This is a genomic window from Rickettsia gravesii BWI-1, from assembly GCF_000485845.1.
GTDB classification, from domain to species: domain Bacteria; phylum Pseudomonadota; class Alphaproteobacteria; order Rickettsiales; family Rickettsiaceae; genus Rickettsia; species Rickettsia rickettsii.
In genome coordinates, this window is sequence record NZ_AWXL01000009.1 from 17,481 (window position 1) to 39,192 (window position 21,712).

Consider the following 21,712-nt stretch of genomic DNA (forward strand, 5'->3'; position numbering starts at 1 on the left):
ACTAAATTGATTACTAAAATTTTTCACATAACCTAATGACAAAAATAAAATATGAATATATTATTTAATTTTAGAATAATTTAAATAATATATATTCAATGAGTGCAGATACTAATATTAGCAACGGTTTAGAAGTCGTTACGCAAGATCATTTATCGATTTTTTCTTTAATAAGCTCCTCCGACATTATCGGTAAGTCAGTTATGCTGATGTTGCTTATTGCCTCTATTTGGTCATGGGCTATTATTTTGGATAAAATATTTAAGCTAGTGCAAGTGCAGAAAAGCATGCGGGCATTTGAAAATGTGTTTTGGTCCGGTGGAGTATTAGAGCAATTATATGAAAGCATAAAGAGGTCGGTTAATAATCCGCTAGCTTTAATTTTTGTCTCAGCTATGGATGAGTATAAAAGTTTAAGCACTAAAGGGCTTTCTGAAGGCTTAAAAAACAACCATAAAGAGCGTATAACGGGTGCAATGTACTTAGCTCAAAATAGGGAAGTCGAAAAGCTCGAGAAAAATTTAAGCTTCTTGGCAACTGTTGGATCGAGTGCTCCTTTCGTAGGTTTATTCGGTACCGTTTGGGGGATTATGCATAGCTTCCAATCGATTGCTACTTCAAAAAATACTTCTCTTGCCGTAGTAGCTCCCGGAATTGCCGAGGCGTTACTTGCAACTGTGATAGGCTTATTTGCAGCTATTCCGGCAGTAATTTTTTATAATTATCTGATTTCCCGTATTACTCTTATCAATAATAAGATTGAAGATTTTATTAGTGAGTTAAACTCTATGCTTTCTAAGGCAATTGATCAGGAGAAAATGTAATGGCTATAAAGCTTGCCGGAAGTAATAGAAAAAGTAAAAGAGCGGTAGTTAGCGAAATTAACGTTACGCCGCTTGTTGATGTGATGCTTGTGCTATTAATTATTTTTATGATTACTTCTCCAATGCTTGTTTCAGGAGTAAACGTGGATTTGCCTGAGACAAATTCAAGCCCGATTTCAGGTCAGGATGAGCCTTTGGTTGTTACTATCAATAATAAAGGCAAAATTTTCTTACTTGAAATTCCAATAGAAAGAATGCATTTAACCGACAAGCTTGCAAATATCACTAAAGAAAAAAAGGATGCTAGAATTTTTGTAAGAGGCGATAGAAATGTTTCTTATGGGCAGGTAGTAGAGATAGTGGCCGAAATTTATGCTGCCGGCTTTTCTCGTGTAGCTCTTATTTCAAATATTAAAAATAATGAAAAGTAATCAAAATAAGGATAATTTTACGGTTTTTCTTAGCTTTTCTGTTGTTCTGCACTTACTTCTTTTATATTTTTTTCTATTCGGTATGCCGTTACTTTTTGAAAAATTACCGGAAGAGCAAACTATAACTTTTGAAATGTTACCTGTTAGCGATAAATCAAATATTACCACTCAGACAAAGCAAAAAGAAGCCCCTATAGAAAACGAAGACGCTAAAAAATCTGAGCAGAGTAAGCCAAAAGAAGAAGAATCGCAAGATTTGCCTAAAGAAGAAAAAGCAAAAGAGCCTGAGGCTAAAACAATGGAAGAAAAGCCTAAAATAGAAGAGAAAAAACCTATAGAAGAACCAAAGTCTGAAGAAGCAAAAGAAGCGTTACCTGAGAAGAAAGAAGAAGTAAAGAAAGAAAAACCTAAAGAAGAAGAAAAAAAACCGGTTGAGAAACCTAAAGAGGTGAAGAAAAAAGAGCCTAAAACCGATGAGCTTGATTCTTTGCTGAAAAATTTAGAGCAGTCTTCGGAAGGGGATAATGTAAAATCCAATAAACATCAAAGGTCAAAAAAAGCTGATAATGCAAAAGAAACTAAAGGGGTTTATACAGATGGGCTGCCTCTTTCCGATAGTGAAGCATCTTTGATAAAAAGACAGATTGAAAGACATTGGAGTAATGTACCGGCAGGAGTTAGAGGTAATAATAAGGTAAAAGTCATTATTAGTATTACTCTAGATAAAGCAGGTAATGTTGAGCAGGCAAAGGTTAACGAAAAAATCTGTCCTAATATTCCGGCTAGTGTTTGTGAAGCTTTGGCGGATAATGCAATTAGAGCGGTATGGCAAGCAAGTCCTATCGAAAATCTTGACTCTGCACGCTTTAACCATTGGAAAGAGATTAATTTTAGCTTTGATCCAAGTAAATTGTAGGTTGGGCATTGCCTGTGTGGATATCACCCCGTTATTGCGAGCAGTCGTAGACTGCATGGCAATCTCATGAAATAATAACAAACTCTTGAGATTGCTTCGTCAATTGCTATGCAATTTCCTCGCAATGACTATTTTCGAGCCACGTAGGCAAGCCTTTCGCAGGCATGACATTAAGAACCGTGCAATAATTAAAAAATATTATTCATCATGTTTGTGGTGATCACCGATTAATTCAAGCCCCATATCTTTTTGCTCATTATTGAAACAACAGTAGCAGCAATAACCAAACAAGAATAATAAGGTTGCTTCCATTAACAATAGGGTCAAAGCAGCATTACTAGAGCTTACTAACTCATATTCTGAAGGTAATAAATCCGTAGGATATCTTTGTTCATAAAACCTAGTTATTATGTTTACTATTTGTAAATAAAAAAACACTATAACTTTGTCTATTAAAATTACATTTATTTCACAAAGTTTTAAGAGCAGGATAAGTAAATAATAATACATGGATAAATTTAGATCGAAATGAACTATCATAGAGCATAATATTTTGCCTGTTTTATAATATGCATAACCATAGAAAAAACCGCATATAGTGCTTAAAGCTATATATATTAGTCCGCCTTGAAAATGTGCGATCCCAAATATTAAAGATGCTATAATAACAGCTAAAATCTGCTGTTGTGGTAAAAGATTTTGTAATGTTCTTTGTAAAAACCCTCGAAAGAATACTTCCTCAGCCATACAGACGAAAAAGAAATATTGTTGTAATGAGAAAAATGTAGGTGATAGTTAAGGATGACATATAAACCTTTGTAAAAAACTGTTTTTAATATATAGTTATTTTTTAGCATTAAAAATAAAATTTTAATAAATAATAATTGGATTTTAAAAAGATAATCATAAAAAAAACAATAAAATAATATATATAGAATGGGGCGATTTTATGAAAGATATGAAAGATATAGAATATTGGGAAAAAAATTTTGAAAGCTGTAAATATTCAGATAAATTAATCGAAAGGCTTTTATTGTTAAATACCCAAGTAAAACAACCTATTGATATTAGAGAAGTTAAAAAAGGTATTTATTATGCTCGTAAATATCATGGTGAGCAAATGCGTCAATCAGGTGACCCTTATTATTCTCATCCAATCGCAGTAACAATTATGGTAGCGGAATTTGTAGCAAAAGAAGTACCTAAACTCTTTACTTTTAGAATGCTACAAGCTGCATTACTTCATGACACTATTGAAGATACTGAACTTACTGCAGAAATGATTAGCAATATTTTTGATGAAGAAGTAGCAAAGCATGTAGCAGGTCTAACTAGAATTAGGCCTTGGGGAAAAATAAGTAGCGGGAAAAGTCTTATTTTATTAATTAAACAAAAAAGATACGATACTGCTCTTATAAAACTTTTTGATAGAATACATAATTTACAAACTTTGGAAGTAAAATCGCCTGAAAAAGCTCATAAAATAATTAAAGAGACATTAAAAAGCTTTTTAGTGTTAAGTGAAATACTTGAAATACCTTCAGTTTCAGAGCTTATATATGCTGAATGTTATAAAAATAATTTAAAGTTTAATGTAAATTCTACTTTTAATAAAATTATAAATTTCGATTCGTTTCCATTTTCTCAAAATAAGTTACTCCCATAAAGAAAGTTATACCTATTGGAATGAAAATTAAAAATAATCCCCAATATCCTAGATAATTGGTAATATAAACTAAACCAAATGACGTTATAATATAAGTAAATAATTTTGCTATTGCACTTAGCATACTAGTATATGTAAATCTCTTAAAAACCGGAAAATATTTATAAAATATAGGAGCTGCCGGTACGTGATCAAATACGAATAATGCAGCTAAACATTGAAAAATAAAAATATATAAAGGAGTAGGGTTATAATTTAACATTATAGGAAAAAAAATGAGAGAGGTAAAAAATAGATATAATTTTACCTTTAGGATTTTTAAAGGATGGATTTTATAGCTAATAAATGCAAGACCGATAATACCGAGTAAATCTATTATAGATACCCAAAAATTTTGATTTATAATTTGACTTGGAGTAAATCCGCATTCTCTTTTTAATATATCACCGCAATATATATATACGAAATAAAAACACGGTGGTCTAGCACACTGGATAAAGAAATACCAAATAGAAGTGGTGTTTGGAACTTTTTGATCTAGAATATCTTTGTCAATTTCTTCAAGCATAATATTATTTTCTTGAAGTCTTAGTTTTAATTTGTTTCTTTTATTTGAAAATGCATCTGCTTCTTTTAAACTAGTCCTTGCAATAGTACCTACAAAAGCGATAGTTGCGCCAACGAAAAAGGCTATACGCCAACTTGATTCATGGTGATAAATACTTTGATTAGTAAAAATTGATGCAATACCTAGTGCTACCGTAGTGCCTACGGCAGAAAATACGGTTATAATTGTTACTAATGGATATTGTATAGGAGGAGATGAATTTTCGGTTAAGTACAGCTCTGCACCTCGTGTTTCTGCAGTTGCTGACATACCTTGAATTATACGACATATGGTAAGAACCCAAGAGGCTGTTATACCTATCTGTGCATATGTTGGCATGCTGCCTATAATCACACAAGTAATAGCCATTAATAGGGTAGTTAAAACAACTACAATCTTACGTCCAAAATGATCGCCTATATACCCAAATATTAATGCTCCTATAGGTCTTAGCAAATAGGTAGAACAGAAAGAAAAGGCAGTAAGCAACGAAAAAGTGAAAGGATCATATTCCGGAAAAAATAAATTATTTAAAAGCATCGCCATATGCACATAAAGCATAAGGTCAAAATACTCTAGAAATGTACCTATAGAAAGTAATCCGACTGCTTGTTTTTGTCCTGTATTTAAGCTTCTTTGTTCTTTTTCGTAGCCTAACATAACCTTTATATATAATTGGATTACAAAATAGGCTATACTGCTTTTGATTCAAAGTCAATAAAAGATTAAGAATTTTTAATAAATATTGAAATATTTAGGTTTCGTAAAGTTATCTAACTTAAAATTTTCAAATTATTTATTTTTCTCTGAAAGCTTTAAATGCAGTATCAGTAACGGGATCAAGTAAATATCTAAGTAGTGTTCTAGTACCTGTTACGATTTGTACCTCAGCTTGCATACCGGGGTGTAATTCAAGATTTTTAACTTTAGCAACTTTGTTAAATTCATCCATATCGATTTCAACTCTTGCAACATAATAATTATCTTGCTGTTGTCCCGGATGCTGTCTTTCATCTTGTACGATATCGGGAGATATGCTTACTACTTTACCGGTAAATGTTGGAGTTGTTCTTGATTTAAATGCACTGAAACGTATTTTTGCAACTAATCCCTCATGTACTGAGTCAATGTTTTTTTGAGATACCTTTGCTTCTATTATTAATGGGTCATTAGTTGGCGAAATTTCCATAATAGGTTGTCCGTGACTTATAACACCGCCTATTGTATGATATTTTAAATTATTAACTATACCGTCAACAGGTGATCTAATTATCACACGATTAAGCGAGTCCGTCAGGGCATTATATTTTTCTTTAAGAGATGCGGTTTGTACTTGAGCTTCACGAAGCTCTGTTAAAGTCCGTTCAGTGTATTTATTTTGTTGATTTATAATTTTAATTTGAGTTTCGGTAATAGCATGGCGTATTCCTGCTATTTCGGCTTCAGTTGTTGCAACATCGCTTTTTGAAGCGGCAACTTTTGCCTCTTGGTCTAATAAGGCTGCTTTTTGTACAAAGCCTTTTTCTTTTAACGTTCTTAAAGCTTTTAAACGGTCTTGATAAACTTCAGCAGTTTTGGAGGCGGCAACTTTTTTTGCTTCTAAACCTTCAATTTTTTTCTCAAGTTGAGCAATATTTTGATGTAATGCATCTTTCTCTGAGTTATATACTTCTTTTCTAGATCTAAATAAATTTTCCTGTGTATGAATTATTTTAGCTACTTCCGGTAAATTGATATCCTGCATTAGAAAATCAGAGAATTCGATTTGTTCTAAATTATCACGTTCGGCAATTAAACGATTTTCAGTTGCTAAAAAATTACGGTACTGACCAAGAATATTTTCATGTTCGCTTTTTATTCTAGTTTCTTCAAGCTCTATTAATTTATCGCCTTCTTTGACTTTATCACCTTGCTTCACATAAATAGCATTGATTATTCCGCCTTCATGATGTTGAATCGTTTTTTTATTTGTGCTTGGCATTACGATACCGACAGCTACAGCACCACTATCAAGCGGAGCAAGAGCCAACCATAATCCGCCTATTAATACTAAAAAGATCATAACATAAATACCGAAAAGTATAGGTGACCTTGCAGCTTGGGTTACGTTATTACGATCTTTATCGGTTTTCTTGGTAATAAAATTAACAAACCTATCAAGTTTTACTAATAAGAATTCTATAGCATGAGAAGTTTTCTTTAATGTAGTATTTATTAAAGCTTTACGTTTAGAACTTTGACCTTTAAGGTTTAACGCATCTTCTCTTAAGGACAATAATTGTTTTAATTGTTCCGGAGTAATTTGAGGTTTATTGTGTTTTAAGTCCTGCATAATATTTAATCATTATTATATTTTAGTCAGCCTTGTTTGTATTTTGCGTCATTGCGAGGACATGACGTAGTAATTGACGAAGCAATCTCGATAGAAGATGATTTGGAAGCCACGCAACAATGCCAATCAAGTCACGATATGACACTTTAGTTATTAATATGAATTGTACCGCTTTTTAAAGTTTTAAAGTGTTTTTGAATCTCTTCTTCCGTTCCGTAAACTGCAACGGCTCCATCCTGTAATATTAGAATTTTATCAACAACGGATAATACGGATGGTCTATGTGAAATTACAAGAACTGCTATTCCTTTAAGTTTTGCTTGTTTTAAGGCACTTGCAAGGGCAACTTCACCTGCCTCATCTAAATTAGCATTAGGCTCATCTAAAATGATGAGTTTTGGATTACCGTAAAAAGCTCTAGCAAGTCCGATACGCTGTCTTTGACCACCTGATAGATTAGAGCCTGCAGGACCGATATCAGAATCATAACCGTCAGGGAATCTTAATATCATTTCATGAGCTCCGGCTATTTTAGCTGCTTCAATAACTTTTTGCGGATCGGCATCTTCTTCCATTCTAGCTATATTTTGTTTAATACTACCGCTAAAAAGTTCTATTCCTTGAGGAAGATAGCCGACATGTCTACCGAAATCTTCTCTATTCCAACGATAAATTTCAGCACTATCTAAACGTACGGAACCTGATGATTCTTTCCATACCCCGACTATGATTTTAGCTAAAGTTGATTTTCCTGTAGCCGAAGGACCGATAATTGCTAAAACTTCGCCCGGTTGTACTGCAAAACTAACGCCTTTTAAGATATATTTCGGTACGGGAGGTTGCGGTAAATGTTTTGGTATAGGGTGAGCATAATAAATATTTTCAACAGTAAGATGACCATCAACGTTCGGAATTGGCATCGTTTCGTCTCTAGAAGAATAAGTGTTAAATAAATTATTAATGTTTTTGTATGATTTAATAGCACCGCTCATACTTTTCCATAAATCAATAGCATTATCGAAAGGAGCAAGAGCTCTACCAACTATGATAGAACTCATAATCATATTACCGGGAGTCATATCTGCACTGTGAGATTTTACAACAATGTAAGCACCAACTCCGGTAACAGCCATTTGCATTATATTACGGATAAACCTTGAAAAGTTAGAAATAACACCGTTACGATAGCTAGCAACCGATTGCTTATCAAGTGCTAATATGTTAAATTTATGCCAATTTTTTGTAACATTCTTCATCATTCCCATTGCTTCAATTGTTTCTGCGTTTCTGTTTGCAATATCGGCTTGTGTCATACCTTTTATCGAAAATTCGGTAGCTTCACCGAGCGTTTTATTAGTAGCTGCAGCGTTAAAGAAAGCAGTTGAAACTATTATAATTGCACCAAAAACGGTAATAAGACCGATATATGGATGAATTGAAAAAATAACCGCAATATAGATAAGGCTCCAAGGGGCATCGAATAAAGTATTAATTCCAGTACTTGTTAGGAATGTTTTGACGGTTTGAAAATCACGTAATAATTGGCTAGAACCCATATTTGCTCGTGTTGCAGCTGCAGAAATTGAAGAAGCAAAAATTACGGGAGCTACTGTTCTATCAAGCCATTCTCCTACCTTTATAAGTGTAAAAGAACGAGCAATTTGTAATAATCCGTAAACAAAATAAATATATGCGATTATTATTGATAAAAATAATAATGTTTGTAGATTACCGCTTCCAAGGACTCTATCAAGAACTTGTAGTGAGTAAAGAGGAGTAATTAACATTAGTAAGTTGATTACAAAAGCAAACCAAAAAACTATCCAAAAAGCTGTTCTACATTCGCCTAATGCTATTACTAGCGGGTTTTTTTTATTTAGATTATTATTTTTATTATTCATATTAGTTATATTATAAATAATTATTAATTAATTCTTCAGCAATTTGAACACTGTTTAAAGCTGCTCCTTTACGTAAGTTATCACATGTGATCCATAGATTTATCGTATTATCTCTACTTACGTCATTTCTAATTCGGGAGACATATACGGCATCTTCGCCTACCACTTCAACGGGTGAGATATACGCAAGGTCATTATTATTAGAAATTGTAATAATTCCATCGGCATCTTGTAATATTTCTTCGACTTCTTTGGCATCAATTTTGTCGTTAAATTCTATGTTAACCGATATAGAATGACCGATAAATACTGGTACTCTAGCAGAAGTAACGCTAGCTTTAAAGTGATTACCTATAATTTTGTTTAGTTCAGAAGCAATTTTTGCTTCTTCACTTGTATAGCCATCTTTATTTAAATCACCTATATGAGGAAAAAGATTAAATGCAATCTGTTTTGGAAATTTCTTAGGATCATTCTCTCCAAAAACATATTTAGATTTTGTTTGGTCGTAGAGTTCGTCCATTCCTGCTTTACCTGCTCCTGATACTGATTGATAAGTAGATATCACTACTCTTTTAATCTTTGTTTCATTATCTAGCGGTTTTAATGCTACTGCAAGCGGAATGACGACACAGTTAGGGTTAGCTATGATATTTTTAGTATTAAACTCTTTAAGTGTTGATAAATTAACCTCAGGTACAATTAACGGCACTTGATTATCAACTCTAAAAAGTGAGGATTTGTCGATAACTACACAATTACTAGCAGTAGCTTTTGGTATAAATTCTTTTGAAACTTCTGAACCTGCACAAAAAAAAGCAATATCGATATCGTCAAAATGTAAACTTTTTAAACTATTAATTTGTAGTATTTTTTCTCCAAAGCTTACTTCCCGCCCTAGAGAGCTATCTGAAGCTATAGCATAAACTTTATTAATGGGGAAATTACGCTCAGCTAGAATATTTAGAGTTTCACGCCCTACATTTCCTGTAGCTCCGATTACTGCAATATTGTATTTTTTAGTCATTATTTATTAATCCGATGAGTTTTTTACCTCCGATAATATGGAAATGGAAATGAAAAATAGTTTGTCCTGATTTTTCGCCTTTATTAGTTATTAAACGATAACCGTCTTTATCTAAATCCGCTTCATTTGCTATATCAGAAATTTTAGCAAAAAAATGTTTTATTTCGTCTATAGAAGCTTTAGAGATGAAATCGGCATAATCTATATATTCGTTTTTAGGTATAACGATAATATGTACAGGTGCTACGGGTGCTATATCTTTGAATGCTAAAATTTGTTCGTCTTCATAAATTATTTCTGCCGGAAGATTTTTACCTATGATTTTTGCAAAAACATTTTCTTTGTTATACATCATTTTATTCCTGTTAAAAGCTTTATTGCATGGCTTGATTTTCCGTCATTGCGAGTAAAAAATGTAAGTTTTGACGAAGCAATCCAGTAAGAAATGCTAGTTTTAGCATTTCTTTAATTTTTTTTCTGGATTGCCGTGCAGTCTACGACTGCTCGCAATGACGATTTAATATTTATGAAATTACGTTTCTGTTAAACAAGCATACTACGTTTTAGAAATTTTAATTCAGCTTCAATTCTAGAGTTGGCAATTATTATATCTTCTAGTCGGTAATTATTTCTTTTTAAATAATTTTCTCTAATATCTGAAGCAAAAAAGCCGAAGCCTAAGATTAAGACTATCTTAAATATAAACTTTAACTCTTCGATATTAATCGCCGTAACGATTATATTCGCTATTGCGGCAATAGCAACAACTAACCACATTTTATAGTATAATGCCCAAAATATACTTAAAAGAGCCGCTATCCATGAAAAGCCTTCTTCAATAACAATAAAATTATTATTTTTTTGTGTGGAGTTAATGTATATTGCGTATATATTCATTATTTAAGTTTAAGCCTTGAAAATTCAAGGGACAATAATTAATTAAATTAGATTAGTCAAGTATACTCGTTTAATTTGGAAAATTGGCTACGTCGTTTTGGTAAATCCTCGGATACTCACTTATTAATATATGCTCCGCTCCTCGGTTTACAGACTCCTTGCTCTTTTCCAAATTAGACTTTGTCTATTCGTCTATTTAACAGTAATTCTAATAGTACTTAATTAACAACTTAATATCAATAAATTTTATATTATGTCAGATAATTTAGCCTTACACGGCACAACAATACTTTGTTTAAAAAAGAACGAAGAAATAATTATAGCAGCAGATGGACAAGTCTCGTATGGTAATACCGTACTGAAATCTACAGCACGAAAACTTCGGACTATAGCAAATAATAAAATTATTGCCGGTTTTGCGGGTTCTACGGCTGACGGTCTTGCGTTATTTGAAAAACTTGCAGTAAAGATAGAGCAACATAAGCATAATTTACTTAGAAGTGCAGTTGAGCTTGCAAAAGATTGGCGTAGCGATAAATATTTGAGACGTTTGGAAGCAATGATGATTGTTGCTGATCGTAGTCATATATTAATTTTAACCGGTAACGGTGATGTCGTAGAGCCTGAAAATAATGTTGCAGCAATAGGTTCAGGCGGTTTATTTGCACTATCTGCCGCTCGCGCTCTAATGTCTTACGAGAATAATTTAACTGCTGAAGAAATTGCTTTAAAATCTATGAATATAGCTGCAGATTTGTGTGTATTTTCTAATCATAATATTATAATGGAAAAAGTTGTATGAAAGCTACTAAAACTACTTATAAAAAAGACCCTATGGGGCTTACCCCTTCTCAAATAGTGAATGAACTTAATAGATTTATCGTAGGTCAAGAAAAGGCCAAAAAAGCCGTTGCTATTGCACTTAGAAATCGTGGTCGTCGTAAAAGAGTAGAAGGTAATTTACGTAATGAAATAGTACCGAAAAATATTTTAATGATTGGTTCAACCGGTGTCGGGAAAACGGAAATAGCAAGACGCCTTGCAAAGCTGACTAATTCTCCTTTCTATAAAATTGAAGCAACTAAATTTACCGAAGTCGGATATGTAGGGCGTGATGTAGAATCAATAATTCGTGATTTAGTCGAAATAGCCGTTAATACTGAAAAAACTTTAGCAAAAACGAAAGTAGATATTCATGCCCGTGAAAAAGCGATAGAGAGAATATTAGATAGTTTAGTAGGTAAAACTTCTAGTAGTGAGACTAGAGAAAAGTTCAAAGAAAAAATTTTAAACGGCGCACTTGATGATACGGAAATTGAAATTAGCGTAGCTGATACTACACCTGTCGGCGGTGGAAGTTTTGAAATACCGGGTATGCCGGGAGCATCTATGGGCGTTCTTAATCTTGGCGATATGATTGGACGAGCCCTTGGCAGCAGTAAGACTAAAACAAAAAAAATGCTAGTTAAAGATGCTATGGCTATTATTATACCTGAAGAATCAGAAAAATTAATAGACCAAGAAAAAATTATTCAGCAAGCTATAAATTTAGCTGAAAATGATGGTATAGTTTTTATTGACGAAATTGATAAAATAGCTTCAACTGGTAGTTCCGGAGCAAAAAATGCCGAAATAAGTAGAGAGGGAGTGCAAAGAGATTTGCTACCTTTGATAGAGGGCACGACGGTTAATACTAAATATGGACCGGTAAAAACCGATTATATATTATTTATTGCTTCCGGTGCTTTCCATATTGCTAAACCTTCTGATTTATTACCGGAGTTACAAGGAAGGTTACCGATTAGAGTAGAATTAAGTTCGCTTACCAAAGATGATATGATTAAAATATTGCTTGAGCCTGAAACTAGTTTAATAAAACAATATTCGGCGTTAATAGGTACTGAAGACGTGCGTCTTGAATTTGCTGTTTCTGCTATTGAGAAGATAGCGGATTATGCGATCACCGTTAATTTAGAAGTCGAAGATATAGGGGCTAGAAGGCTGCATACTATACTTGAGCATTTGCTTGAGGATATAAGCTTTGAAGCTAGCGAAATGAAAGGCAAAAAAATAACTATCGATGATCAATTCGTAGAAAATCAATTATCAAAAATAATAACTAATCTTGACTTAGCTAAGTTTGTTCTATAGATGTTTTTTTCGATCAATGGTTGAGGTAAGATTGTTATTTTTTATCATTACGAGGAAATTACGTCAGTAATTGACGAAGCAATCTCAGGAGTTTGTTATTATTTCATGAAATTGCTACGCAGCCTATGTCTGCTTGCAATGACGATTTAGTAGTATCCATGCAATAACATCTACAACCTAGCACAATAGCATTTTAAGAAAAATTTCATGATAATGCATATAGCAAGTCTAACGTTTAATGGAATTGATATTATCGATGTTGATGTGCAGGTACAAATATCACCGAGTATCCCTGCTTTTACTATAGTAGGGTTTGCCGATAAAACTATAGCTGAATCAAAAGCACTAGTTAAAGCAGCGTTATCTTATAGGACTTGCACTACCTACTAAAAAGATTTTAATAAATTTAGCTCCGGCAGATTTAGTAAAAGAAGGAAGCCACTTCGATCTTGCGATTGCTTGTGCGATATTTACCGCAATGAATATTTTACCTGAACTTAAAATTGCGGAATATTTGATAATAGGAGAGCTATCGTTAGATGGTTCAATCTTACCGGTAAGTGGAGCTTTACCTGCAGCGATTGGGGCTTCTGTTAGAGGTAAAGGTCTTATTTGTTCAAGTAAAAACAGCTCGGAAGTTGCTTGGTCGGGTAATGATAATATACTTGTTGTAGGTAATTTAATTGAACTAGTAAATCATTTTAAAGGTTCACAAGTTTTAACTCCTCCGGAAGCTAAGTTACAAGATGAGCCGATAAATTATCCCGATTTTAAAGATATAAAAGGTCAAAAAATTGCTAAACGAGCTTTAGAAATTGCAGCATCAGGTGGGCATAACCTTTTAATGTTCGGTCCTCCCGGAACCGGTAAATCAAGACTTGCTGCCTGTCTTCCCAATATACTACCTAAAATGTCTACAAAAGAAATTTTAGAATGTAGTACGATTACAAGTATTGCAGGAAAATTTTTAGACGGTAAACTTACCAAAGTAAGGCCATGCAGAACCCCACATTATTCATGCTCATTGGCCGCTATGGTCGGTGGCGGTGTCGGAAAAAAAGTAAAGTCTGGGGAAATTACGCTAGCTCATAACGGAGTATTATTTTTAGATGAACTACCTGAATTTCCACAGCATGTTATTGATGCATGAAGACAGCCTATTGAAAACAGTGAAATACTAATCTCACGATCAAATGCTCATATAAAATATCCGGCAAATTTCCAGTTAATAGCAGCTATGAATCCTTGTAAATGTGGTTATTGAGGCGATTCTTATAAAGAATGTATATGAAAGCTCCAAAAATGTGCTAGCGACTATCAAATGAAAGTATCAGGACCTATTATGGATAGATTTGATTTGCATATAGAAGTATCTAGTATTAATGTTTATAATTGTGACTTGATTGTAGATAACTCTGAGGAAGAATCTGAATATATAGCTGCAAGAGTCGAGACAGTACGTTTAATTCAAGAAAAGAGATATGAGGGCTATAATATTAAAACAAGTAACAGATTAGATAGGCAGTTGTTAATAGGTTACGCTATGCCTGCGGATGAAGGTAAAGATTTACTGAATGAAGCGGCAAATAAATTTCGTTTATCAATGCGTGCTTATAACCGAATACTTAGAGTAGTACGCACGATTGCCGATCTTGAGAATATTGATAAGGTCTTGAAAGTGCATATTGCGAAAGCTTTAAGTTACCGTAAAATGGAATTTAATAATATGTATACGAAGATCAACTTCAAAAAGAGCAAGGAGTCCACAAGGCGAGGAACGCAGCGTATACTTAATACATGAGTACCGAAGCTCTTGTAGGATGACGTAGCATTTTTGAAGTTGATCTTCGTATACTGTCTTCATTTTTTGCAATATATTTAAGATGATTTAAAGATAAAAGATATGAGTACTATAATAAGTTTTGATTATAAAATATTTATTAAAAGATAAAGGGGATTATGAAATAATCGAGGGATTTTCTTAAAAATGCTGGTTATAGTTCTGTTAAAATAAAAGCCCTACTAGAAAGTGGCAGTAATAAAGAAAATGATAGCTTAAAATCTAGCGTAGCAGATGATGTCATTGTGGAAGATGAAGAAGGGCATAAATATATAGTAGAAATAGAAAAATCCTATACAAATCTTTTTATGTATAAAGCTTGTTTTAATTCTAGTAGATTAATAGTTGATAGTATTTCTAAGAGCGAGGATTATTCTACTATAAAAAAATATTTCATATTAATTTATTGTGTTTTCCTTTTGATAATATGAAAGCACCTTTATATCACGGTAAGACTATTTTTAGAGAAGTTGATAAAAAACACCCTATGAAATTTTCTTTGGGAGATATGAGAGATAAAATATTTGATTTATATAATGTATTTCCAGAATCATGTTGTAATATCAGTACCATTATTTAATGATGTTATAAGAGATGAATTGGATGAATGGCTATATGTAGTAAAATATTCTGAAGTTAAGAAAGATTTTAAATCACCATATATGAAGAAAGTAGCAAAACGTCTTGATATACTTAAGATGACTCCTAAAGAGCAAATAATTTATCGTGCCTATATGAATAAAAGCTATAAAGAGCGTGATTATATAGTTTCTGCTGAAGAAAAAGGTAGAGAACAAGGTATGGCAAAAGGAATAGAAGATGGAAGGAAAAAAGGTAAACAAGAAGGTATACAAGAAGGCGAAGTTACAAAAAGTATAAAAATAGCAAAAAAGATGTTAATGAAAAAAAAACTCGATAGAAGAAATACATGAGATTACTGAAGTATCTATAAAAGAAATAGAGCGATTACAAACAGAAATTGAGAACCTTAAAAAATAACTATCTTTAATGACAAAAATTTACTTTATAGCTGGTGAGGTGTCAGGAGACTTTGTAGGTGGTCGTATAATTCAGCATTTAAAAAACAATACAGGAGTACAACTAAATTCACCTGTATCAAGCTTTGTGAATGACGCTATACAGTTTGTTGGTGTTGGCGGCAAATATATGGAGGAAGCTGGTAGCTTTAAAAGCCTATTTCCTATTACTTCCATAAATTTAATGGGTTTTGTAGAAATTTTGCCTCATATTTTTAAGCTTAAAAAATTAATTGATAAAACTGTGGAGGATATAATAAATAGTAAAGCTGATTTATTAATTACCATAGATTCACCAGGGTTTACTTATCGTGTGGCAAAGCGAGTAAGGAAACTTTTACCAAAGCTGAAAATGATTCATATCGTTGCACCGTCAGTTTGGGCATATAAAGAGGGTAGGGCAGTAAAATACGCTAAAATTTATGATTGTTTATTTGCTTTACTACCGTTTGAACCTCCATATTTTACTAAAGTCGGTCTTGATTGTAGATATATAGGTCATCCGATTATGGAGCAAGAGTTTTATAGTGATAAAATAGCTTTACGTGAAGAGTTTAAAATAGATGAGAATGAGAGAGTTTTGTGTGTTACTCTTGGTAGTAGAAAGAGTGAGATTCTAAGGCATTTATCGGTTTTTGTTTCTTCTATTGAAGCAATATTCAAGAGTTGTAATAATCTTAAAGTTATATTTACTCTTGCAAATCCTGCTCATGAGGCAATAATAAAACCGTTTCTAGAAGATGTTAAGTTTAAATATTTATTTTCAAGTGAGAGACTTAAAACTTATGCTGTTGCGGATGTAGTTTTAGCAAAATCCGGTACTAATACTTTAGAGATAGCAGCTTCCGGTACTCCTATGATTGTGGCTTATAAAGTTAATCTTATAAGCTTTTTTATTATCAGGCTATTGATAAAAATAAAATATGTTACGTTGATAAATATTATAGCCGATAAAGAAATAATTCCGGAATTTATCCAATTTAATTGCCGAGCTAATCTTATTAGTAATAAACTTCAAGAGTTATTATTTAATTCTAAAAAAGCTTATGAGCAGGTAATAGAAAGCCAAAAAATTTTGCAGCAATTAGGATTTAAATCAAACCGATTACAGCTAAATTCAGAAAGTTTTAGACATGATGAATTTAAAGGCAAGCTAGCTAGGCGTACAAAAGTACGTGAACACAGGCTTAGCTTGGAAAATTCGCTTGTATCAAGTGATCGAGATGACGCTGTACCTTCTTATATAGCTGCAGAAATTATTAAACAGGAGTTCTTAGAACCTAAAATAAAGTTGTTAAAAGAGAAAGATTAGTGCTTGAAACTGGTGGTCCACAACATTTTCTGAATTATAATAAACATTAATATTAATATAATAATAAAATATATTTCCATGTTTTTTCTTATAGTATTAATTTGTTTCATTAAAATTTTTAAATCATTGGAAATTTTTTTGTATTCCTCATTGTTATCAGAACGCATTGTTGTCAAGAAACCGGATAAGTTTCCTAACTTATTTTGTAAAGCTTTTAACCTTTCAGTATGTTCTTCGTGTTTTAGATCGGTATTGTGATCTTGTATCATAATATATAATGCCCATTATAAGATCAGTATTAACGCCGGTATAGTAATATGAACTATGAATAAAGATTTATATTTTTTGTTTGTAATAAAAGTTCTAACTTTTCATTTTACAGGAGTATACTATTGTTATAGTAAATTGGTTTGCGTTATTAATTTGTTGCTCATTAGTTATCTAATTTTAATTACCAAATATTAAAACTATTGATTGATTTAGCAAAAAATTAATTTTACTATATGTTATTTCAAATGTCAAGAAAAAAACCATGCTTTGTGGTAACTTTCTTATCAATATTTCTAAGCCTTATAAAAATAATAGTTATTATGTTAAACAACCTATTAAAAACTAAACTTTTTTTAGTTATAGTATCTCTAACTATATTTATTACTTTGCTAAATTTTAGTATATTTTATATTTTTGTGCCGGGTAATCTTACTCAAAATAAAACGATAATTATTGAACCTAAATTATCCGTAAATCAAATAGTTACAAAACTTTATTCTAATGAAGTAATCAAATATCCAAGAATTTTTAAAGTAATTGCTAAAATTTATTCTATAAAAAGACCTCTTAAAAGCGGTGAATATGTGTTTACTCGTAATATATCGCCTCTGCAAACTTTAAGAATGTTAGCAAGCGGTAAATCTATAATACACAAGATAATTGTCCCGGAAGGTACGGTAGTTAGTGAGGTTATAAAGAAAATTAATGAAGAAAGTCGATTACTTGGAGAAATAAAAGGGATAATACCTGAAGGTTTTTTAATGCCTTCCACGTATTTTTTTTCTTACGGTGATCAAAAAGAGCAGATAATTGATAACATGAGAAATTTAATGTCTGCTAATTTAGATAAAGTAATGCAAAATCTTGCACCGGATTCTCCATTAAAAACTAGACTTGAGGTATTAACGCTAGCTTCAATAATTGAAAAAGAAGCCGGCTCAAATGCAGAAAAGCCTATTATAGCAGCAGTATTCATTAATCGTTTAAAGAAAAATATGAAGCTACAAGCCGATTCGACTACTATATATGCTTTGACTGAAGGAAAATTTAAATTAGCAAGAGCTTTAACAAAAAAAGATTTATTGCAAGAACTACCCTATAATACTTATTATATGAAAGGTTTACCACCCGGTCCGATTTCTTGTCCGTCGTTAAAATCTTTAGAAGCAGTGGTAAAATCTGCTAAAACGGATGCATTATTTTTTGTAATTGACGGTAAAGGCGGGCATAATTTTTCTAACAATCTTAATGATCATAATAGATTTGTTGAAACTTATCGCAAAAGTTTGATTAAAGTACCTGAGCCGGCAATTGATCCTGAAAAACCATCTACTCGATGAATTTCAAAAATTGGCTACGTCGTCTTATAAGAGCTGTGGTGCTCATGTATTAAGTATACGCTCCGCTCCTTGCCTTATAGATTCCTTGCTCTTTTTGAAGTTGATTTGCGTATATTTTTATCTACTTAAGGGATGTTATCATGAATAATAGTGAATTTAGTAAAATAGCCGAGACAACAATTGCATATATAGCAGAAAAGATAGAAGAGCAGGATAAAGAAGCAAGTATAGATGTAGATTTACAAGGCGATATATTAAACCTTGATACTGATAAAGGGGTATATGTAATAAATAAACAAAGTGCCGCCAAAGAAATTTGGTTGTCGTCGCCGGTTAGCGGTCCTTATCATTTTTTTTATGAACAAGGCGAATGGACAAATAGAGCAGGGCTTGAATTAATGGCTATTTTAACTGAAGAACTTAATATTAAATTTGATGCTCGCCCCACTTGAAAAATTAGCAACAATGTCTTTGTAAGACCTCGGATGCTGAACGTTTAATATACGCTCCGCTCCTCGGCTTACAGACCGATTACTCTTTTCCAAGTTAAACTTCGTATCACTACTCTGCATTTTACTTCGGAGTATATATGAAAGATTTTGAAACTGCCGATAGTGCCGAAAAAGTTTATGATTTAATAATAAAAAATGCTCCTACTCGTGCATCTATATTCATTGATGTTGATGATACGCTTATAACTCCTAAATCAAAAACTTTTAAGAAATCGCCTTATAATCAAATAATTGATAGAATTAAGGAAAATAAAAGTAGTTATGACAATTATGAGGAAATTATCAGTAATTGGTGTTTGCAGTGAAAAGTAATATTAATTGATGAAGAGTGGGTAGAAGTTATAAACAAGCTCAAGGAAAAGTTTCCGGTTTATGGTCTTACACAAATGAATACGGGAGCATTCGGCAATATTCCTTCTATGCAAGATTGGCGATATAAAGAACTAAAAGAGCTGGGTATCGAATTTTTAGATAATGAAAAATTAGCAATTTATAATTCAGGACAAAAGGATGATGCTATTTTTTATAAAGGTATATTTATAACCGGTAATCACTCAAAAAGTGGTACTTTATCAAAATTTTCTGAAGAGCTAAATGCTAGTTTTATTGTATTTGTTGATGATCGTGCGAAGCATATTGCAGATGTAGGAGATTATTGTAAAAAGAATAAAATAGGTTTTTTAGACATTTTATTTGACGGGCTTAAAAATTTAACAGGCGAACCTGATCCTACACTTGCCGAATTTTAAGAATCATATTTAATAGAAAACGCTAAATGGCTTGAAGACATAGAAGCTTATGGGCTAATGGTCAGGAAGTAATAATTAAATAGAATACATGCCTACATAGATATCGTCATTGCGAGCAGCCATATAGGCGGTGTGGTAATCTATAAAAAATAATAAAAATTCTGTAAATCAGAATTTTTAACTAGATTGCTTCGTCAATTATTTTATAATTTCCTCGCAATGACGACTCAGTATCCACGCAACAATGCCACGCAGGAATGGTATCGAGAGTCGCACAACACTCTAAATAATCCCTAAAATCCATGAGTTTTAAAAATGTACTTTCTAAAAAATTTTTTGATCATATTCATAATTCTAATTTCAAATCTAGCATTCGCAAATACTTATAGGCAGATAAATTACAAAATAACACCTTTGTCTAATACATCTGTTTCAGCTATCAAAGTTGAGACGGAAATAATCGGCAATATGAGTGGTGAGATTGTTTTAGATTTACCCTATGCATGGGCAAATGCTACATATTACAAGCAAATCAAAAATGTTAAGCTAGAATATCCTATTGGAAAATTAAAATCAAGACTCGAATGAAGCTATTTTAAATACGGAAAAAATTAATATTATTCGTTTAAGCTACGAAATATATCAAAAAACCGGTAATCCTTGTGATATCCACGAAGCAATAATCAAAATTTAATTCATTCACCGGGTTATGGCCTTTTTGCTACTCCCTACTCCCGGTGATCTAAATGGAAATGATATAGTAGCGTTTAACATTGAATGGGATAATATTCCTGATAGCTGGGAAACAATATCAGATTATGGTCTTGGTAAAAGCGTGAAATTTAAAGCTATGCCGATTGAATTATATAGTGCAGTTTATGCAGCGGGTGATTTACGTGTTTACAAAATTGTCGATCAAAAAAATCCTGTATATCTTTCGTTACATGGTCAATTTGATCTTAAAGATGAAGAAATAGCTTCTTATATAAATAAAATTATCAAGGGACAAAGAACATTTTTCCATGATAATAATTTTCCTTATTATCTAATAAGCTTAATCGAAGGGAATCAACCTAGACATATGGGCGGAACGGGCTTAACTCATAGTTTTACTGCATTTATTCCTCAAGGTTTGGACAAACAGGATTATATAACGTTACTTGCTCATGAACATCTACATAATTGGACAGGGAAGAAAATACGTAATAACTTAGAACGATTAAATTATTGGTGGAGTGAGGGATTTACCGATTATTATAGCAGGGTTTTAGCCTTACGTTCCAGTGTTATAACGCTTGAGGAATTTGTAGAAGAATTTAATAAATTCTTTGAGAATTATTATTTATCACCTGTTGTAAATGAACCTAATAATTTAATCGAAACAGATTATTGGCAAGATTATGCAGTACAAAGATTGCCATATTATCGTGGATTTGTTTTGGCACTTTATTTGGACAATTTCATTAAAGAGAATAATAAGAGTAAATCGCTGGATAATGTTATGCTTGATTTATTTAAAACCTCAAAAGAACAAGAATTTTCAAGCGATTATTTTAAAAAAATAGTTAAAAATTATATTCCAAAGGGCATAGATAAAGAGATAAACGAATATATAGCACAAGGTAAAAAAACTATAGATTTAGCTAATGTTGCTAAAGTGCTGCCGATCGAGAAAATAACAATGGGGGCATATGATCGTAGATAAGCTAAAAATCAAAAAGTTTTTTAATAGCTAAACCTTCTTTTTATCTTTAAATATTATTAATTTTTTAAATTATTTATTAATAATATCCATTTCAAAATGTTACCAAAGCTGCGACAGATTTCACAATGTATGCTACCTTAGTAACGGAACATGCTATTAATGTGATAGAAAACGGTGCATTCCCGCTTTCGCGGG

Annotated in this window: 23 protein-coding genes and 4 pseudogenes; 17 read left to right on the plus strand and 10 right to left on the minus strand. The window is 32.2% G+C overall.

All coding sequences use genetic code 11. The features are described 5' to 3' along the window. Positions 1–98 precede the first annotated feature (98 nt). Genes tolQ through RGRA_RS0102890 form a run of 3 tightly spaced genes read left to right on the plus strand, consistent with a single transcriptional unit; the run spans position 99 to position 2,171 of the window. The gene (gene tolQ, locus RGRA_RS0102880; protein WP_017443126.1) at positions 99–824 is read left to right on the plus strand and encodes a protein TolQ; all 726 of its coding nucleotides are present in this window, start codon (positions 99–101) and stop codon (positions 822–824) included. Then, positions 824–1,255: a protein TolR gene (gene tolR, locus RGRA_RS0102885; RefSeq protein ID WP_017443127.1), complete on the plus strand. Its 432-nt coding sequence runs from the start codon at positions 824–826 to the stop codon at positions 1,253–1,255. Before tolQ ends, tolR begins: the two co-directional genes overlap by 1 nt. Beyond that, complete coding sequence (locus RGRA_RS0102890) at positions 1,245–2,171, plus strand: periplasmic protein TonB, links inner and outer membranes (RefSeq protein WP_017443128.1); 927 nt, start codon at positions 1,245–1,247, stop codon at positions 2,169–2,171. Before tolR ends, RGRA_RS0102890 begins: the two co-directional genes overlap by 11 nt. 198 nt (positions 2,172–2,369) lie before the next feature. On the opposite strand, the pseudogene RGRA_RS14275 reads toward RGRA_RS0102890, so the two are convergent. Together RGRA_RS14275 and RGRA_RS14280 are read right to left on the minus strand one after the other, a co-directional pair. Continuing rightward, a pseudogene (locus tag RGRA_RS14275) lies at positions 2,370–2,566 on the minus strand (hypothetical protein). A gap of 178 nt (positions 2,567–2,744) precedes the next feature. After that, a pseudogene (locus tag RGRA_RS14280) lies at positions 2,745–2,918 on the minus strand (CPBP family intramembrane glutamic endopeptidase); the annotation flags it as partial. 211 nt (positions 2,919–3,129) lie between these two features. Between RGRA_RS14280 and RGRA_RS0102905 the strand changes: the two are divergent. Beyond that, positions 3,130–3,837, plus strand: a complete 708-nt coding sequence (locus RGRA_RS0102905) for an HD domain-containing protein (RefSeq protein WP_024547260.1) — start codon at positions 3,130–3,132, stop codon at positions 3,835–3,837. On the opposite strand, the gene RGRA_RS0102910 is transcribed toward RGRA_RS0102905, so the two are convergent. From RGRA_RS0102910 to RGRA_RS10340, 7 genes are all read right to left on the minus strand, one after another. Further along, positions 3,788–5,104: an MFS transporter gene (locus RGRA_RS0102910; RefSeq protein ID WP_017443130.1), complete on the minus strand. Its 1,317-nt coding sequence runs from the start codon at positions 5,102–5,104 to the stop codon at positions 3,788–3,790. The two genes, RGRA_RS0102905 and RGRA_RS0102910, sit on opposite strands and share 50 nt — an antisense overlap. A gap of 136 nt (positions 5,105–5,240) precedes the next feature. Continuing rightward, a complete protein-coding gene (locus RGRA_RS0102915) occupies positions 5,241–6,776 on the minus strand; it encodes an HlyD family type I secretion periplasmic adaptor subunit (protein ID WP_017443131.1) in 1,536 nt (511 codons plus the stop codon). Between the two features lie 146 nt (positions 6,777–6,922). After that, positions 6,923–8,677 (minus strand): type I secretion system permease/ATPase, encoded by a 1,755-nt coding sequence (locus RGRA_RS0102920; protein WP_017443132.1) that lies wholly within the window; start codon positions 8,675–8,677, stop codon positions 6,923–6,925. Positions 8,678–8,687: 10 nt separating this feature from the next. Continuing rightward, on the minus strand, positions 8,688–9,704 hold the full coding sequence (gene asd / locus RGRA_RS0102925; protein WP_017443133.1) for an aspartate-semialdehyde dehydrogenase: 1,017 nt from the start codon (positions 9,702–9,704) through the stop codon (positions 8,688–8,690). Next, the gene (locus RGRA_RS0102930; protein WP_024547261.1) at positions 9,697–10,056 is read right to left on the minus strand and encodes an HIT domain-containing protein; all 360 of its coding nucleotides are present in this window, start codon (positions 10,054–10,056) and stop codon (positions 9,697–9,699) included. The genes asd and RGRA_RS0102930 overlap by 8 nt, the downstream gene beginning before the upstream one ends. Positions 10,057–10,247: 191 nt before the next feature. Beyond that, positions 10,248–10,601 (minus strand): DUF2628 domain-containing protein, encoded by a 354-nt coding sequence (locus RGRA_RS0102935; protein WP_017443135.1) that lies wholly within the window; start codon positions 10,599–10,601, stop codon positions 10,248–10,250. Between the two features lie 70 nt (positions 10,602–10,671). Beyond that, positions 10,672–10,773 (minus strand): palindromic element RPE5 domain-containing protein, encoded by a 102-nt coding sequence (locus RGRA_RS10340; protein ID WP_017443136.1) that lies wholly within the window; start codon positions 10,771–10,773, stop codon positions 10,672–10,674. Positions 10,774–10,854: 81 nt separating this feature from the next. Here RGRA_RS10340 and hslV point away from each other — a divergent pair, with 81 nt between their 5' ends. From hslV to lpxB, 7 genes and pseudogenes are all read left to right on the plus strand, one after another. After that, a complete protein-coding gene (hslV, locus tag RGRA_RS0102940; protein ID WP_017443137.1) occupies positions 10,855–11,403 on the plus strand; it encodes an ATP-dependent protease subunit HslV in 549 nt (182 codons plus the stop codon). Further along, positions 11,400–12,752 (plus strand): ATP-dependent protease ATPase subunit HslU, encoded by a 1,353-nt coding sequence (gene hslU / locus RGRA_RS0102945; RefSeq protein WP_017443138.1) that lies wholly within the window; start codon positions 11,400–11,402, stop codon positions 12,750–12,752. The genes hslV and hslU overlap by 4 nt, the downstream gene beginning before the upstream one ends. 207 nt (positions 12,753–12,959) lie before the next feature. Continuing rightward, positions 12,960–13,142 carry a hypothetical protein gene (locus RGRA_RS14285; protein WP_174345154.1) on the plus strand — a complete coding sequence of 61 codons (183 nt, stop codon included), beginning with the start codon at positions 12,960–12,962 and terminating at the stop codon, positions 13,140–13,142. 10 nt (positions 13,143–13,152) lie between these two features. After that, positions 13,153–14,553: pseudogene (locus RGRA_RS14550) on the plus strand (YifB family Mg chelatase-like AAA ATPase). 284 nt (positions 14,554–14,837) lie between these two features. Further along, on the plus strand, positions 14,838–15,023 hold the full coding sequence (locus RGRA_RS11395) for a hypothetical protein (RefSeq protein ID WP_017443141.1): 186 nt from the start codon (positions 14,838–14,840) through the stop codon (positions 15,021–15,023). Next, a pseudogene (locus RGRA_RS12505) lies at positions 14,999–15,591 on the plus strand (hypothetical protein). The gene RGRA_RS11395 and the pseudogene RGRA_RS12505 overlap by 25 nt, the downstream one beginning before the upstream one ends. 9 nt (positions 15,592–15,600) lie before the next feature. Then, positions 15,601–16,941 (plus strand): lipid-A-disaccharide synthase, encoded by a 1,341-nt coding sequence (gene lpxB / locus RGRA_RS0102975; RefSeq protein ID WP_017443143.1) that lies wholly within the window; start codon positions 15,601–15,603, stop codon positions 16,939–16,941. Here the strand turns inward: lpxB and RGRA_RS0102980 are convergent. Beyond that, a complete protein-coding gene (locus RGRA_RS0102980) occupies positions 16,938–17,210 on the minus strand; it encodes a hypothetical protein (RefSeq protein WP_017443144.1) in 273 nt (90 codons plus the stop codon). The two genes, lpxB and RGRA_RS0102980, sit on opposite strands and share 4 nt — an antisense overlap. A 321-nt stretch (positions 17,211–17,531) precedes the next feature. Here RGRA_RS0102980 and mltG point away from each other — a divergent pair, with 321 nt between their 5' ends. The 6 genes from mltG (at position 17,532) to RGRA_RS13260 (ending at position 21,517) form a co-directional block, all read left to right on the plus strand. Then, a complete protein-coding gene (mltG, locus tag RGRA_RS0102985) occupies positions 17,532–18,551 on the plus strand; it encodes an endolytic transglycosylase MltG (RefSeq protein ID WP_024547262.1) in 1,020 nt (339 codons plus the stop codon). A 140-nt stretch (positions 18,552–18,691) separates the two neighbouring features. Continuing rightward, positions 18,692–19,003 carry an iron donor protein CyaY gene (cyaY, locus tag RGRA_RS0102990; protein WP_017443146.1) on the plus strand — a complete coding sequence of 104 codons (312 nt, stop codon included), beginning with the start codon at positions 18,692–18,694 and terminating at the stop codon, positions 19,001–19,003. A gap of 137 nt (positions 19,004–19,140) precedes the next feature. Continuing rightward, positions 19,141–19,368 (plus strand): hypothetical protein, encoded by a 228-nt coding sequence (locus RGRA_RS13245; RefSeq protein ID WP_236609770.1) that lies wholly within the window; start codon positions 19,141–19,143, stop codon positions 19,366–19,368. 36 nt (positions 19,369–19,404) lie between these two features. Further along, positions 19,405–19,812: a DUF2608 domain-containing protein gene (locus RGRA_RS13250; RefSeq protein ID WP_236609776.1), complete on the plus strand. Its 408-nt coding sequence runs from the start codon at positions 19,405–19,407 to the stop codon at positions 19,810–19,812. A gap of 414 nt (positions 19,813–20,226) precedes the next feature. Beyond that, entirely contained in the window at positions 20,227–20,400 is a 174-nt protein-coding gene (locus tag RGRA_RS13255) for a hypothetical protein (RefSeq protein WP_236609771.1), read from the plus strand. A gap of 121 nt (positions 20,401–20,521) precedes the next feature. Continuing rightward, positions 20,522–21,517, plus strand: coding sequence for a M61 family metallopeptidase (locus RGRA_RS13260; protein ID WP_236609772.1), 996 nt, complete (start codon positions 20,522–20,524; stop codon positions 21,515–21,517). Positions 21,518–21,712: the final 195 nt, after the last annotated feature.

Bases quoted from the DNA above. Each gene is read 5' to 3' on its own strand.
- tolQ (WP_017443126.1), top strand. From the start codon at position 99: ATGAGTGCAGATACTAATATTAGCAACGGTTTAGAAGTCGTTACGCAA.
- hslV (WP_017443137.1), top strand. From the start codon at position 10,855: ATGTCAGATAATTTAGCCTTACACGGCACAACAATACTTTGTTTAAAA.
- asd (WP_017443133.1), bottom strand. From the start codon at position 9,704: ATGACTAAAAAATACAATATTGCAGTAATCGGAGCTACAGGAAATGTA.
- RGRA_RS0102890 (WP_017443128.1), top strand. From the start codon at position 1,245: ATGAAAAGTAATCAAAATAAGGATAATTTTACGGTTTTTCTTAGCTTT.
- RGRA_RS0102910 (WP_017443130.1), bottom strand. From the start codon at position 5,104: ATGTTAGGCTACGAAAAAGAACAAAGAAGCTTAAATACAGGACAAAAA.
- mltG (WP_024547262.1), top strand. From the start codon at position 17,532: ATGTTAAACAACCTATTAAAAACTAAACTTTTTTTAGTTATAGTATCT.
- RGRA_RS14285 (WP_174345154.1), top strand. From the start codon at position 12,960: ATGATAATGCATATAGCAAGTCTAACGTTTAATGGAATTGATATTATC.
- RGRA_RS13245 (WP_236609770.1), top strand. From the start codon at position 19,141: ATGAAAGATTTTGAAACTGCCGATAGTGCCGAAAAAGTTTATGATTTA.
- hslU (WP_017443138.1), top strand. From the start codon at position 11,400: ATGAAAGCTACTAAAACTACTTATAAAAAAGACCCTATGGGGCTTACC.
- RGRA_RS0102935 (WP_017443135.1), bottom strand. From the start codon at position 10,601: ATGAATATATACGCAATATACATTAACTCCACACAAAAAAATAATAAT.
- cyaY (WP_017443146.1), top strand. From the start codon at position 18,692: ATGAATAATAGTGAATTTAGTAAAATAGCCGAGACAACAATTGCATAT.
- RGRA_RS0102915 (WP_017443131.1), bottom strand. From the start codon at position 6,776: ATGCAGGACTTAAAACACAATAAACCTCAAATTACTCCGGAACAATTA.
- RGRA_RS0102905 (WP_024547260.1), top strand. From the start codon at position 3,130: ATGAAAGATATAGAATATTGGGAAAAAAATTTTGAAAGCTGTAAATAT.
- RGRA_RS0102930 (WP_024547261.1), bottom strand. From the start codon at position 10,056: ATGTATAACAAAGAAAATGTTTTTGCAAAAATCATAGGTAAAAATCTT.
- RGRA_RS0102980 (WP_017443144.1), bottom strand. From the start codon at position 17,210: ATGATACAAGATCACAATACCGATCTAAAACACGAAGAACATACTGAA.
- lpxB (WP_017443143.1), top strand. From the start codon at position 15,601: ATGACAAAAATTTACTTTATAGCTGGTGAGGTGTCAGGAGACTTTGTA.
- tolR (WP_017443127.1), top strand. From the start codon at position 824: ATGGCTATAAAGCTTGCCGGAAGTAATAGAAAAAGTAAAAGAGCGGTA.
- RGRA_RS0102920 (WP_017443132.1), bottom strand. From the start codon at position 8,677: ATGAATAATAAAAATAATAATCTAAATAAAAAAAACCCGCTAGTAATA.
- RGRA_RS13260 (WP_236609772.1), top strand. From the start codon at position 20,522: ATGGCCTTTTTGCTACTCCCTACTCCCGGTGATCTAAATGGAAATGAT.